At 41.0% G+C, this 12886-nt stretch carries 16 protein-coding genes and 1 pseudogene; 5 read left to right on the top strand and 12 right to left on the bottom strand.

Going from position 1 to position 12886, the window contains the following annotated elements:
• Window positions 1-79 precede the first annotated feature (79 nt).
• Complete coding sequence (locus tag KTH90_RS00690; protein ID WP_158351505.1) at window positions 80-493, bottom strand: bacteriohemerythrin; 414 nt, start codon at window positions 491-493, stop codon at window positions 80-82.
• 406 nt (window positions 494-899) lie between these two features.
• Window positions 900-1430, bottom strand: a pseudogene (locus tag KTH90_RS00685) (sugar O-acetyltransferase); the annotation flags it as partial.
• Between the two features lie 338 nt (window positions 1431-1768).
• On the opposite strand from KTH90_RS00685, the gene KTH90_RS00680 reads away from it, so the two are divergent.
• Complete coding sequence (locus KTH90_RS00680) at window positions 1769-2761, top strand: linear amide C-N hydrolase (protein WP_158351501.1); 993 nt, start codon at window positions 1769-1771, stop codon at window positions 2759-2761.
• Window positions 2762-2880: 119 nt separating this feature from the next.
• On the top strand, window positions 2881-3927 hold the full coding sequence (locus KTH90_RS00675) for a Fic family protein (RefSeq protein WP_158351499.1): 1047 nt from the start codon (window positions 2881-2883) through the stop codon (window positions 3925-3927).
• Between the two features lie 127 nt (window positions 3928-4054).
• On the opposite strand, the gene KTH90_RS00670 is transcribed toward KTH90_RS00675, so the two are convergent.
• The 8 genes from KTH90_RS00670 to KTH90_RS00630 all read right to left on the bottom strand — a co-directional run bounded on the left by KTH90_RS00670 (window position 4055) and on the right by KTH90_RS00630 (window position 10022).
• Window positions 4055-4546 (bottom strand): AAA family ATPase, encoded by a 492-nt coding sequence (locus tag KTH90_RS00670; protein WP_158351497.1) that lies wholly within the window; start codon window positions 4544-4546, stop codon window positions 4055-4057.
• Between the two features lie 55 nt (window positions 4547-4601).
• A complete protein-coding gene (locus tag KTH90_RS25565; RefSeq protein ID WP_330655770.1) occupies window positions 4602-5222 on the bottom strand; it encodes a DUF1905 domain-containing protein in 621 nt (206 codons plus the stop codon).
• A 148-nt stretch (window positions 5223-5370) separates the two neighbouring features.
• Window positions 5371-5883 (bottom strand): dihydrofolate reductase family protein, encoded by a 513-nt coding sequence (locus tag KTH90_RS00655; protein ID WP_158351496.1) that lies wholly within the window; start codon window positions 5881-5883, stop codon window positions 5371-5373.
• 252 nt (window positions 5884-6135) lie between these two features.
• On the bottom strand, window positions 6136-6609 hold the full coding sequence (locus KTH90_RS00650) for a GNAT family N-acetyltransferase (RefSeq protein WP_158351494.1): 474 nt from the start codon (window positions 6607-6609) through the stop codon (window positions 6136-6138).
• 187 nt (window positions 6610-6796) lie between these two features.
• Window positions 6797-7036 carry a DUF1016 N-terminal domain-containing protein gene (locus tag KTH90_RS25250; protein ID WP_238726217.1) on the bottom strand — a complete coding sequence of 80 codons (240 nt, stop codon included), beginning with the start codon at window positions 7034-7036 and terminating at the stop codon, window positions 6797-6799.
• Window positions 7037-7164: 128 nt separating this feature from the next.
• On the bottom strand, window positions 7165-7386 hold the full coding sequence (locus KTH90_RS00640) for a hypothetical protein (RefSeq protein ID WP_158351492.1): 222 nt from the start codon (window positions 7384-7386) through the stop codon (window positions 7165-7167).
• 420 nt (window positions 7387-7806) lie between these two features.
• Window positions 7807-8814 (bottom strand): PDDEXK nuclease domain-containing protein, encoded by a 1008-nt coding sequence (locus tag KTH90_RS00635; RefSeq protein WP_158351490.1) that lies wholly within the window; start codon window positions 8812-8814, stop codon window positions 7807-7809.
• 191 nt (window positions 8815-9005) lie between these two features.
• On the bottom strand, window positions 9006-10022 hold the full coding sequence (locus KTH90_RS00630; protein ID WP_238726079.1) for a hypothetical protein: 1017 nt from the start codon (window positions 10020-10022) through the stop codon (window positions 9006-9008).
• A gap of 1114 nt (window positions 10023-11136) precedes the next feature.
• Between KTH90_RS00630 and KTH90_RS00625 the strand changes: the two genes are divergently transcribed.
• On the top strand, window positions 11137-11355 hold the full coding sequence (locus tag KTH90_RS00625; protein WP_238726078.1) for a helix-turn-helix transcriptional regulator: 219 nt from the start codon (window positions 11137-11139) through the stop codon (window positions 11353-11355).
• Window positions 11356-11437: 82 nt separating this feature from the next.
• Here KTH90_RS00625 and KTH90_RS00620 read toward each other — a convergent pair whose 3' ends face one another.
• Both KTH90_RS00620 and KTH90_RS25245 read right to left on the bottom strand, forming a co-directional pair.
• Window positions 11438-11575 (bottom strand): hypothetical protein, encoded by a 138-nt coding sequence (locus KTH90_RS00620; protein WP_238726077.1) that lies wholly within the window; start codon window positions 11573-11575, stop codon window positions 11438-11440.
• 114 nt (window positions 11576-11689) lie between these two features.
• A complete protein-coding gene (locus KTH90_RS25245; protein ID WP_238726076.1) occupies window positions 11690-11938 on the bottom strand; it encodes a helix-turn-helix domain-containing protein in 249 nt (82 codons plus the stop codon).
• 125 nt (window positions 11939-12063) lie between these two features.
• Between KTH90_RS25245 and KTH90_RS00610 the strand changes: the two genes are divergently transcribed.
• Both KTH90_RS00610 and KTH90_RS00605 read left to right on the top strand, forming a co-directional pair.
• Window positions 12064-12441 (top strand): hypothetical protein, encoded by a 378-nt coding sequence (locus tag KTH90_RS00610; protein WP_238726075.1) that lies wholly within the window; start codon window positions 12064-12066, stop codon window positions 12439-12441.
• Between the two features lie 44 nt (window positions 12442-12485).
• Window positions 12486-12761, top strand: a complete 276-nt coding sequence (locus KTH90_RS00605; protein ID WP_238726074.1) for a hypothetical protein — start codon at window positions 12486-12488, stop codon at window positions 12759-12761.
• Window positions 12762-12886: the final 125 nt, after the last annotated feature.

The following is a 12886-nucleotide window of genomic DNA, read 5'->3' as shown; positions in this document are numbered from 1 at the left end:
GAAGGTTGTTTCGTGGCAATTCTGCTGAGCCGTCCAGACTTCCGCTGAGCCGTCCAGGCTTACGCTGTTTTGCTTGGAGTCATTTGCACTGCAGGCTCCTTATATATTCTGCGACCTGTTTATCCCAGATCTGGATATGGTTTAAGAGCCATTCAACCACATTTTTCTTTACCGCCGCCACGAAAGCGCCGCTGGGCCCCTCTTCCTCCTCCAGCATCTCCCGCAGGGAATCCACAGCCGCCGCAAAATAGGCATGCTGCTTTTTATGAGCTTCCAGAAGGGGATACCCGTTCTCTGCCTGGAGTCCTTCCTCCGCAGAAAAATGAAAATCCACATAATCCATCAGGAAATCCAGCGTTTGGATAGCGGAGTTCTTCTCCCTCCCGGCCGCGCATTCACCGGTAAGCTTATTAACCCTATGAATCAGCTCCCGATGTTGTGTATCGATTAATTCATTCCCCGTTAACAGACTCTTGTTAAATTCTATGTCCACTCTTTACAGCCTCCTATCGCACATTTTTTTCAAATACACTGCACAGATAATGTTATTATATGCAAATGATTGGCTTTTCATAATCTGACAGCGGACCATATAGCATAGTCCATGAATGCCTGATCCGCATCCTTTTAGTAGTACTGTCTTTTGCGTTTATCGGAATCCATTAAATTTGTTTGTCCTCACTTTTTATGAAACTATGGCACACAGCGCATTGGTAGCTTTTGGTCATTACTCTGCGAACAGCGCCATCCACAGTTTTTTCAACTTCCTTTGTCTCGCTGACCTCTATATCCCGCATGGCCTGGCAGTGCGGGCACCACTCTTTCATTGGCTGAACATCATCCTCAGATCTGGGGTATTTATCTCTGTCTGCCTCTGTGATCTCGCGAACCGGCCTGCATGGATTGCCCACCGCTATCACGCCGGACGGTATATCTTTGGTCACTACGCTTCCAGCGCCGATCACCGTATTATCCCCAATGGTCACCCCCGGCATAACCGATACATTGGCTCCGATCCATACGTTATTCCCCACAGTGATCGGATAAGCGAATTCCAGTCCCCGGTTTCTCTGTTCCACATCCAACGCATGGCCCGCTGTGGAGAAGCAGCAGTTAGGCGCGATAAACACATTGTCTCCAAAGACCACCTTCGCCCCATCGAGGATGATGCAATTGTAATTAGCGTAAAAGTTATCCCCAATCTCTACATTATAACCCAAATCGCAGTGGAATGGAGCTACGATGCAGAATCTGTCTGTTGTTTTTGCCAGTATTTTTTTGATCATCTTTTTTTGCTCTTCTACCTGCGAGGGACGAAGCTGGTTATAATCATGGCACATGTCCATACAGGCGGTACGGGATTCGATGATCTCCTGGTCATAGTTGGCATCGTACAGATAGCCGGCGGCTGCTTTTTCTTTTTCTGTCATATTTTAACTCCTTTTCTTTTTCTCATTCAAGCTGTTGTGTCTGTTTCCTGTCACTATGTGTTTCAATTTTTAAAGTACAACGCTATGGCTTGATTATATGACGAGTTATTCCTTCACGCAACCCAAATATACGATTTTATTCCTTACAGACAGGATATCCGTCCACCCAGTCAGCACCCCTTAGGGCACATCCATATGAGCGGACACCTGGCGGGCTGCGCCCTGGTTTCGGACAGTCCCACCTCCCGCGCGCCTTAATCACAAAGAGGAATGAACCCCCGGCGGATCGAATATACATAAGCATAGAATCATGCATCTTCAAATATAGGAGGCGTAACATGTGTACTGCTGTGAATGTACAAACACCGCACGGAGATATTTATTTCGGACGCACGATGGATTTTTCCTATCCTCTTGATCCTGAATTATATGTGATCCCCAAAGGCTATAAATGGAATAATTTATGGAATACTCATAGAATAGAAAACCAATACCGGATTATGGGGATCGGGCAGGATATCTCCCCCGTGATCCTGGCGGATGGGGTGAACGAGATGGGCTTTGCAGCTGCAGTCCTGTATTTTCCCGGTTATGCCCGATACGACGCGGCCGGCTCGGGGAATTCCCCAGAACTTCCGGTTGCTGCCCTGGAGCTGGTCAACTTTCTGCTGGGCCAATGTGCTTGCGTGGATCAAGCGGCGTCTATCCTGCGCATCATCCGCATCGTCGGCGTGGAGGATCCTGTGACGGAGTCCATTGCTCCCCTACACTGGATCATTGCCGATAAAAGGGGGGCATGTATGGTAGTTGAAAAAACGGCGGAGGGTCTCCATCTGATCCCCAATCCTCTGGGTGTGCTCTCCAACAGCCCCGATTTCCAGTGGCATATGACGAACCTCAATAATTATATGAATATAGCTCCATCTCAACAGTCAGAAAAGGAATGGGGGCCGGTAAATTTGACTCCTTTTGGGCAGGGGGCCGGTACCTTTGGACTGCCCGGAGATTATACGCCGCCATCCCGCTTTGTCAGAACTGCTTATCTAAAAAACCATACTGTTATTCCAGAAACAAAAGAGGGTGCGGTCAACGCATGTTTCCACATTATGGAAAGCGTCAGTATCCCCAAAGGAGCGGTTATGACGGACCGGTGCGCTCCGGACTATACACAGTACACCGCGTTTATGGATCTTTGCGCCGGTGAGTATTATTTTAAAACCTATGAGAATAGTCAGGTAGTATCTGCCAGGCTGCCCTCCGGCCAATGGGCTGGAATTAAGTCCCTCGGTAAATTAATCAGGCCCGCACAACTGGAGGAATGGAATACTTAACGGAGGTTATTCTCGTTCTTTAGCAGTGACTTTACCACCGTATTTCTGCAGGCAGCTGCGAATTGACTTTTCCCTTATTTTATGATAGTATTTAAGGGAATCGAAAGGAGGCTAAGGGAATGAGAGAATTCAACTACTCACAAATCAGAGAACAAAAATGGGACTCTGACATCCTTGGATATATAGCAGCCATCTATAAAGAAGCCGGTAAGCAGGAACAATACCTGAAGCAACGTCCTGAGGAACTGGAAAAGCTCGTGCAAATTGCAAAAGTGCAGAGTACCGGGGCATCTAATGCAATCGAAGGTATTGTCACCACCAACACACGAATCAAACAGCTGGTGGAAGAAAAAACGAAACCCAGAAACCGTGATGAGCAGGAAATCGCCGGATACCGTGATGTCCTGAATGTCATTCATGAGAGTTTCGATGCTATTCCGATTTCCAGAAACTACATTCTGCAGCTGCACAAAATCATGTACAGCCACATGAATAACCCGATTGCAGGACAGACAAAAAATGTTCAGAACTATATCAGTGCTGCCTACTCGGATGGACACAAAGAAATTTTATTTACTCCACTTGCTCCATTCGAAACGCCGGAAGCCCTTGATAGAATTTGCGAAGAATATAATCGAGTCATTGGAAACATGGAAGTTGAGCCCTTGATTGCAATACCAGTATTTATCCATGACTTTTTATGCATCCATCCCTTCAATGATGGAAATGGCCGAATGAGCCGCTTACTCACGACACTGCTTTTATACCGAAATGGTTTTTATGTTGGAAAGTACATCTCACTGGAGTCTAAAATTGCACAGGCGAAAGACCTTTATTATGACGCCCTTAGCCGGTCACAGGATGGATGGCATGAAGGTTGCGAGGATACCATTCCATTCATTAAATACTTGCTTGGTACTATACTGGCGGCATATAAGGATTTTGAAGATAGATTTTCCATTGTTGAGACCAAATTACCTGCGATTGACATGGTAAGAAAAGCAACGCAAAACAAAATCGGAAAATTTAATAAGCAGGATATACGGGAGTTGTGCCCGTCCCTAAGCATCAGTTCCATTGAGGGCTCTTTGCGAAAGCTGGTAAAGTCCGGTGAATTAAAACGTGAAGGCACAGGAAAAGCAACCTGCTACATTCGGTTGAAGTAAATGCCCTTATGCAAACAGCTTTTCCTTAAAAATGCTATGGTTTTAAGAGGAACAATAAACATTACGAGAGGCATATCAAAATGGTAGGTGCTTTTCTTATGCCCAATTTTAATAGAAGGGAGTGATTTTATATGAGCATTATATCTGCTGCCTGTTCCGGTGAAAGACTGGATACATTAATCTTGACGGTATCCAGTTTCTCATACATCGGCAACCGTGCCAAACTCCGTGGAATCACATCCGCTGTGCGCAATCTCATATCTACATCCTTCTGCAGGCGTTCTCTTAAAGCTTTCTCACTGCATATAAGTGATATCGCATGAACCTGATACCCGGAAGTATCCAGTCTGGACAAAACATCATCTACGATATCCTGCTCATGCATCACCCAGCAAAATATGATGTTTTCATAGGCAGGGCAATGGATAAAGTTATTCAGAAGAAAAGCTATGTTCTCCAGTACCATCTTCTTTGTTTCCTGTGTTACCTGAAACGGGTGCATGTCCCAGCACCAATCACCGTCCAGAAAGACGCTGTTATCCAACTTCTGCTTTAAAATCTGGCAGGTAGCTGTCTTTCCTACACCCATGGTTCCACCAATCATGTATAACCTTTTCACTGCCTCAACCCTCCAATAATATACCTGACTAACGAATTCCTTTCCATTCCCTGCTTTATTTCTTCGTTTGTTCCTGAACCCTGAACATTATCATCTGACGAAGCAATTCATATGGCATCGGTTTATCATATGGCAACTGTAATGTGCCTTTTGAATATTTGTAATCCGCAAAACCGTCCTTAAAAGCTTCAATAGCGCTTGGGGACGGATGAAAACCCAGATGTTTCTTTTCCCCTGAAAAATGAACAAGATTACCGTTAAGCACAAAAGTAGCCATACCCCAGGAAATCTTCTCGGTGATATCCGGTGAACACTCTAAAATAATCTGCCGTAACGTTTCCATACGCTGCCGCACATCACCGCTGTAGCTTGCAATATATTCATCTACAGTAGAAAACGCCGGCTTTGGCGTTTCCCGTTCTTCCAGGGTCACATGCACCATATCTCCCGGCTGTTTGCCAATCTTTGTGCGAATATCCTTTCGGACACCAATGATATGCCATGGCGTACCCATCTTCACCACCTGTCCGTCATAAGGCTCGCCGTCAAAAGTTGCGTGTACCGGCAGCCGTGATTTTCCGAAAATCGCTTTTACATCGAAAGGCACCTCTACATATGCAGCATCCATATCCGGATTTTTTATTAGAACTGCGTCAAATTCAAGTTTTTTCTTCATTTTCTCTCTCCTTATCAAGATTGTGTTTCATACCTTCCACTTTCATGTATTGGAAAATAAATTATACTTTACAAGCAATTCACCTTTTTTGTGCTACACATACTAATTTTTTCAACTCGGCAGATTGGAATTTCTTTATAAAGCTATCTTATACCTTTTCGTAAACTAATTCTGCAAACTGTCCATATTTTTTTACGGATTTCAGCCGAAAGCGCTTTAATTCCTCTTTTTGCGTAAACAAAGGAATTCCTGTCCCCAATAATACGGGTGCAACCTGCATTATAATATGGTCAACCATGTTATTATTCAACAGAGGTCTCAATATCGTGTTGCCGCCGATAATCCAGATATTCTTGTCTTTGTCCATCTGTTTTACAAATTCCACAACATCAGCATTTATGGATATGAATCCATTTTGAGATAAATCACTGGCATGGGTAAAAACATAATTTTGGGTAGTCGGATAGAAATCCCAAATATTTTCTGCTTTTTCTATTTCATTAAATGTTCTTTTACCCATAATCGTAATATCCATTTTTTTATAAAACTCTTCATAACCTGTTTCCGTTGTAGTGCCAGTTTGATAAAGCCAATCTAAATTATGGGCTTTGTCAGCAAGATATCCATCCATAGTAATACAGCCATAAAAATATATGCTCATATCTCATGCTCCAATCATCTTCAAATTAAATGTTTCAACAGCACATTGACTTGTATTCAAGTAATGGTTAATATAACTCATTTTTTCTTTCGATTGCTGATGATGATCTCCTTTTCCCTATAAAATGGCCAGCAAACCAACCACCATTACCTCCTGGTAAGCAATGCACATGGTGCAAACATGGCAGGCCTTATTTTTTCCGGCATTCTCATATTCCTTTACTATTGGAAAAAGGCATAGTCAACTGCTTTTCTATAAATAGCAGACCATGATATATTCTTCCTCATTCTCATCGACAATTTCAAATCCCACTTTTTTGTATAATTTCACGGCATAGTTTTCCTTTTGTACAGCAAGTGATACCTGTTGATATCCTCTTCGTTTTAATATACAAAGCATTTCCTGCATTAAAGCAGTACCGATTCCCCATCCCCTATACTCTTTATACAGGGAAATGGCAAAGGAAGGTGTCGCATCATCTATATGTCCGTAATCGTTCATAATACGGACCCAGACAGCGCCGACTACTTTTGTGCCAACTTCTGCCACCAAGCCAATGTCATCTTTTTTCTTTCCAAAATCCGTTACATATATCTGTAGCTCAGGCTGTTCGATGATTGTTCTCGGCGGAGCGGGTACACCCTTCGGCACAAAAATAGCTTCATATAAAAAATTTTCAAGCAGACTGTATTCTTTTTCTAATATTTCTCTGATAATGTAGTTCATAGATATCTCCGCATAAGTTTGTTTTAACAGTTCAGCAACTGGACTCGTCAGCGATATACGATATAGCGGTAATGAGGCATATCGACACCTTATAATATTTTGTCCATGTGTCCATCATTATCATACCGTTTCTATAAGGATGACTGCCCATAAACCAAAGTTCCATTTTTGATAGCGGAAAATTTGTCTATCCAACCGGTTTCAATCCCAGAAACTCTAATACATATGGATCGCGGATAATATCCTCTGGCACCTTTGCGGGTTCCAATTTCTGGATTTCTACCGAAACTTTTTCTTTATTCTGGCTGGACAGTAACCTTTCATAAAAAAACGAATTAATTTGCCTTTCCAGCTGCCGTGTGCTCCAATTCGATTTTATTGCCTCTTCTGTGAAGAACTGACGGGCATTCTTATTTTCCACACGCATAAGCAAGCGATAATGTGTCCAACTCAATTCTCAGTTTGATATACTTTGTTTCTGGCTTCAAAAAGAATTCTTTTAATTTGTTCATAAAATTGTTGTTCCATTTGATTCCTCCGAAAATTGTATACAACTCATTTACCACAGTTTCGAATACAGAAATATTGAAATATTTTTCCTGTATAAAATACATTTGCCAGACTTGATGGAATGTTTTTTAAAATATTTTCTTTAGTTACTTGGATTAATTTATCCTTTCCAAATGCGTTACTAATGTCTTTTAATGATTTATCTTCCTTAATTTCATTGCTGTTAATATCTTTTAACATATTCTGATAGGTAATTGCCTCCAACATTCTATCACCCCAAATTCCAATTTATAAATTTATCAAATCATTTAACTATTTTACAGTAGTATGGTTTTGCTACATAGTTTAATTTACATAACAAAATCTTCATCTTCGAACTATCCGGCGTTATCCCCGTCCCCCTATCTGCGGAAACTTACCCATCTCTACTCCTTTAAAATACAACTCCATTTCCTGCTAAAAATCCGCAAGCCCGCCTAAAATCAAGGTTTCCGCACGAGAAGCACGACGGTTTCAACATGCATTGGAACATAGGTTTTATACTACATGGCAAAAGTATTTTCATTACATAATGGTGGAGTAAATTTTTTCAATGATTCTACCTCTCTTACCCCTTTTGAAGGAAAATTACCCCTTTATGAATAAATTTACCCCCTCCCACCAAAATTACACTATCTTTAAGTAAAATTAATTTGATTTTTCTTTATCATATTCCAATGCTCTATACTCTCTTTGCAATTCCTGTAACAGCTCTTCTTCGCTTGGAAGATATAGCTTATACTTTGATGCAAAAATCTGTGTTTCATTTTCTGGCAATGTATACTTTACTACAGATTCACTTTTATCCGCACAAAGAACAATTCCTATCGGAGGATTATCTCCCTCATTCATCAATTCACGTTCGTAATAATGCACATACATCTGCATCTGTCCTAGATCCTGATGTGTCAAATCTCCAATTTTTAAATCAATTAATACAAAGCATTTTAAAACGTAATTATAAAAGACAAGATCTATTCGGAAATGCCGCCCATCAAACGTAATCCTCTTTTGTCTGGCAACAAAAGAAAAACCTCTTCCCAATTCTAAGAGGAATTTCTGCAAATGTGTTATTAACGCTTCTTCAAGGTCACTCTCGTAAAAATCATCATTTGGACTTAGGCCCAGAAACTCTAATACATATGGATCGCGTATAATATCCTCTGGAACTTTTGTGGGTTCCAATTTCTGAATTTCTTCCGAAACTTTTTCTTTATTTTGGCTGGACAACAACCTTTCATAAAAAAACGAATTAATCTGTCTTTCTAACTGCCGTGTGCTCCAACTTGATTTTATTGCTTCTTCTGTATAGAATTCACGGGCATTTTTATTTTCCACACGCATAAGCAGACGATAATGTGTCCAGCTCAATTCGCTACGCAGTGCGTAGCTTTTTGGAAAAGTAAGATAAAACTGGCGCATGTTTTTAAGATTCGCAACAGTAAATCCCTTTCCAAAATCCATGGTCATCTGTTTGGATAGTTCTGTCATTAGTCTGGCTCCATACTCAGCCTTTCCCTCACCGCCTTGCTGTACCACGATACTTTTCCCTATATTCCAGTATGCTTCCACCATTGCAAAGTTTGCAGTTTTATACACTTTGTTTCTGGCTTCAGAAAGAATTCTTTTAATTTGTTCATAGAATTGTTGTTCCATAGCCTCCCCTTTCGTTAAATAACTTTTATTCAATTGCTTATTTCGAATTGTTCAGCCAGATATGATATGTCTTTTTCACCTTTAAAGTATGCTTCGCAGACACCACCTTTAATATTCAATCGACATACTTTATTTCCGTCATTATTACCTATCATACATACTTCTGTACATCTCTCTACCAATCTCTCAAACTAGATTGACCCTTTAATAGCCAGCCCTCTATCCTTCTTTTCAAAAATTTCATACATGCTCAAACGTTCAATATCATTATATAATTTATACCTTATAAAATCAAAGGACGAATTAATACGATTAGTTTTACTATATAGTTGGATTGTTGGCGCATGGTCAAATTCCATGTCTAATTCAACTGTCAACGAATTATAATCCAAATCAAAATACTGTTTGTATCCTTTATGATACACATTAGGAAAATTTTCTATAAAAGTGACATTATATTCCGGTTTAAAATAATGAATAAGTGCTGCTTCTGTTATATTAATAATCTGCTCTCCTCTGGGTAAATCGCATAAAACTTCTTCCATATGCTGGTCACTTTCTTCCTCACTCTTGGTATACCTTTTTGTTAATCCGTCAAATGACATGGACAAGTTAGGCGTAAATTCTAGGAGCAAAATATATATATATTTATTAGGATTTTTAGTTTGGTAATCTGTCAAAATACTTTGTAATGTAGAATGAGATGCTAGTCGATCAAATGCGGTTCTACTACCGTTCTTTCCATATGCCTGTCCAATATAAAGCACCTTAAATTCCTGCTTATGCACCAAGGTCTCTGCAAATAGACTAAATAAATGTTGTGCATGGACTTCTATTTCCGGATTCACAATTTCGGGATGCGAACTCAAAAAATCCTCATCCTCTATTTTTACCGCAATAAATGTGTAGGGGAAGGTAAGTGTAAGTTTTACCTTACGATAATCCACTCCTGGAAAAATCTCCCACAAAGGTAAGTCATAATTCACCTCATTACCATCTTCTACAGTGAAAAGAGTAACTTGAATACCATTTGAAATTACTTTTGTCTTTTCTTTTCTAAAGTAAATCCTATTATAAGACAATATCCCATAAATATGATATAAATGCTCATCAAATTTACTTAATTCCATTAGGTTCTCTACTGGAACAATAGTCTTAAATGATGTAAAAACATCAAGACCAGCTTCAAATATATATTTTCGTTCCACAATATAATCCTTTCTTTTTCAAATATATGTTTCGCCAGATAGTAGAGGTTTTGCCGGTTTATATCTTTCATCCAACAATGCACTCATTTTCAAATTCTCCAACGTTATCCCCATCTCCAACTCCAGGGAAACTTATCCATCTTACCTTCCGTAAAAACACAACTCCATTTTCTTCAAATAATCCCGCAAACCCGCATTGAATTAAGGTTTCCTCACGAGAAGCGTGACGGTCTCCACATGCACCGTATGTAAGCACTCAATAATTTATTATCGTTTTTCATAACTTATTGACATTTTTTAAGTCCTTAAACCTATGCTATATGTGAAACCTCATCACTTTTTATATCTTATCATAATTTTTCATAACTTACCAACACTTGCACAAGGTAGACAAATTGTAGACATTGCCTACCTTTTTTCGGCGCGAGTTCAAGAACATTTGTTCTCCAAATAATAATTTATCATCTGTTATTAAGTTTCGCTCGAAATTATACCAGGCAAATATCAACACCGGGAGTCAGACAACACTATCGCTCGAGTACAATACCGGCGACGTATGTGCATTCCTGATCAGCGTGCACGGGGCCTCCAATGCTGCGGCAGTTTCGGGGCACTTACTCGGTGGCACATCTGCAAAACCTACCAGTTTAAACCTTGCTAATGCGTCCTCTGGGGCCGTTAATCAATGGTGCTATGCCGTTGTAGGCTACTTATATAAGTAATCATCACCGAGCATACACAATCCTAAGATTGTCGGTATTACTCATGTATGACGTGCCCCCGATGTTAAAATCGGTAACATACAGTGTGCTAGTCGTAACACCGACAGAGCAAAATGCATTTACACTGCTGTCACGATAATAGCCGCTCCGGAACTTCTGCATAGTTTCAGTTAGACAATCCGTAGGGATGTTGAAAATAAACCGGGTATTGCTACCTGTTGTATTTTCACCCACCACGATCAATATTTCTCTGTACTGGGTGTAGTCCCTATTAACAGGGTTGCTACTACCAACGACAGCAGATTCCGAGAGCTTTTTCCATGATAAATTATTATTTAGCTTGCAATCGCACCGAAAAAGCTTCATAATGTAGCAATTAGGGGGGCGATCATATGGAAATCGGGAAAAAACTGGCCGAGTACCGGCGTGCTGCCGGCCTAACGCAGCGGGAAGCCGCCGATCAGATCCATGTATCCCGGCAATGCCTGGGGAACTGGGAGACCGGACACCGGGAGCCGCGGATCGATGATATCGTGCAGCTCTGCCGGCTGTATGGGATTACCCTGGATCAGATGGCGGCGGAATTAAAAAAGGACCTTTCCCGGTCCTAAAAAATATGCTATCATATAAAAAACGGGGGAGCGGTGGCAAGCCCGCCCTCCCTTGTTTACCCCTTTAGAGCCTTTGGCTCTTTTATTTTTCGTTGCTTTCCGCCTCTTTGATCACCTTTTCGATGATCTCTTTCGCCTTATCTGTGTTCCCGGTCTCCATCAGAGCTTGTATAGAGTAGAGCAATGTAAGCAGTTCCAGTCTTGTCATAGCCTCCGTCATTGTTCCTCCTTTCCCCGTCCTGCCCCGGCTATTAAGTTAATCTCTTAACTTAATATAAGTATACATTATATTTCATGTATTGTCAATATACTTTTACATGTTTTATCATGTATTTTACTCAACATATTTTAAAATGTTCCCTGGCTGCATATCCAGTAACTTGCATATCTGATTAAGAGGAACCGGACCGACTGGCTTCCCTTCACGCAAATACTGTATCGCACTTTCGTTCAACAGTTTTTCCCGTCTTAGCCGGGTAGTCGTATATCCAGCCTCTTTTAGCGATTCCAAGACATCAATTTTATATTTCAACAAATCCTTCACCCCTTTCCTATTATTTATTGTACATGATTTTTCATTCATTGTCAATTACACGATTTTTAATGCATTTTGCACAACTTTTTACATGATATTTCATGCATTATGTCGATGGAAATTACATGAGATATCATGTATAATTGAACTATCAAATGAAGGAGGAAACGAAGATGAAAAAATACGATTTAAGAAAAATCATGAAAAGAGCATGGGAAATCAAAAAGGAGGATAGCCGGAACATCTTCGCCCTCTGTTTGAAAATGGCATGGGAGGAAGCGAAAGAAATGACATTAGTTATCGAAATGAGAAGTTCAAAAGATATTAACCGGATTTTCCGGTGTGAGCTGAATTTGGAAGGAACTGAAAAGCAGATCAGTTATGCATCACACATAATTAATCGGAAACTCGACAAAACAAACGTGCTGTGTGAATGCATGATGGCCGGCGGGAAAATGACTGTAGATGAGTATCATGCCGGCATGGATAGCCTGATGGATCAGTTCTCCGCAATGACCAGCGCGAAATACGTAATTGAGCACGTAAGATAACATGTCACCCGCCCCGGAGGTTATGAGGGCAGAAAGGATTTGAAATGAAAAAGACTAGCATCAAAAAATTATCCAGGAAAATCGAAAGGGAATATGCGGTAGCCATCCGCTTTTGCAAGCTCGACACCGGTGCTTACTACACAATGATGATTGATACGGATGACGCAGATGTGTGGAGCGACACGTTCATCAGCTCAAATGATTGGCGTGAATACCGCAGTCCGACGATCTACAAACTTGAGACCGCATATAGCGCGGAGGAGTATCTTGATGAGGCCATTGAGCTCCTGCAGGAGGCAGGCTGGGAATTTACAGATTAAACATAGTAGCCGTTGCGGCGGCTCTAAACAGATCCTTAAGCCGCAAGCGTCCGCCGGAGACCCGGCGGGGTGGATGCAGGAATAGTGTACTGTTTAGCAAGTTTTGGCCCAGTTTAGTGCGAACC

Origin of the sequence: Diplocloster modestus (assembly GCF_019042245.1) — a bacterium.
Classification (GTDB): domain Bacteria; phylum Bacillota; class Clostridia; order Lachnospirales; family Lachnospiraceae; genus Diplocloster; species Diplocloster modestus.
Note: the sequence above shows the minus strand (reverse complement) of the source record. Positions and strands in the feature narration are given on the sequence as shown.

Excerpts from the sequence above, each read along its gene's own strand:
- KTH90_RS00680 (WP_158351501.1), top strand. The coding sequence starts at position 1,769 with ATGTGTACTGCTGTGAATGTACAAACACCGCACGGAGATATTTATTTC.
- KTH90_RS00675 (WP_158351499.1), top strand. The coding sequence starts at position 2,881 with ATGAGAGAATTCAACTACTCACAAATCAGAGAACAAAAATGGGACTCT.
- KTH90_RS25565 (WP_330655770.1), bottom strand. The coding sequence starts at position 5,222 with ATGAAGAAAAAACTTGAATTTGACGCAGTTCTAATAAAAAATCCGGAT.
- KTH90_RS00655 (WP_158351496.1), bottom strand. The coding sequence starts at position 5,883 with ATGAGCATATATTTTTATGGCTGTATTACTATGGATGGATATCTTGCT.
- KTH90_RS00650 (WP_158351494.1), bottom strand. The coding sequence starts at position 6,609 with ATGAACTACATTATCAGAGAAATATTAGAAAAAGAATACAGTCTGCTT.
- KTH90_RS25250 (WP_238726217.1), bottom strand. The coding sequence starts at position 7,036 with ATGCGTGTGGAAAATAAGAATGCCCGTCAGTTCTTCACAGAAGAGGCA.
- KTH90_RS00640 (WP_158351492.1), bottom strand. The coding sequence starts at position 7,386 with ATGTTGGAGGCAATTACCTATCAGAATATGTTAAAAGATATTAACAGC.
- KTH90_RS00635 (WP_158351490.1), bottom strand. The coding sequence starts at position 8,814 with ATGGAACAACAATTCTATGAACAAATTAAAAGAATTCTTTCTGAAGCC.
- KTH90_RS00625 (WP_238726078.1), top strand. The coding sequence starts at position 11,137 with ATGGAAATCGGGAAAAAACTGGCCGAGTACCGGCGTGCTGCCGGCCTA.
- KTH90_RS00620 (WP_238726077.1), bottom strand. The coding sequence starts at position 11,575 with ATGACGGAGGCTATGACAAGACTGGAACTGCTTACATTGCTCTACTCT.
- KTH90_RS25245 (WP_238726076.1), bottom strand. The coding sequence starts at position 11,938 with ATGAATGAAAAATCATGTACAATAAATAATAGGAAAGGGGTGAAGGAT.
- KTH90_RS00610 (WP_238726075.1), top strand. The coding sequence starts at position 12,064 with ATGAAAAAATACGATTTAAGAAAAATCATGAAAAGAGCATGGGAAATC.
- KTH90_RS00605 (WP_238726074.1), top strand. The coding sequence starts at position 12,486 with ATGAAAAAGACTAGCATCAAAAAATTATCCAGGAAAATCGAAAGGGAA.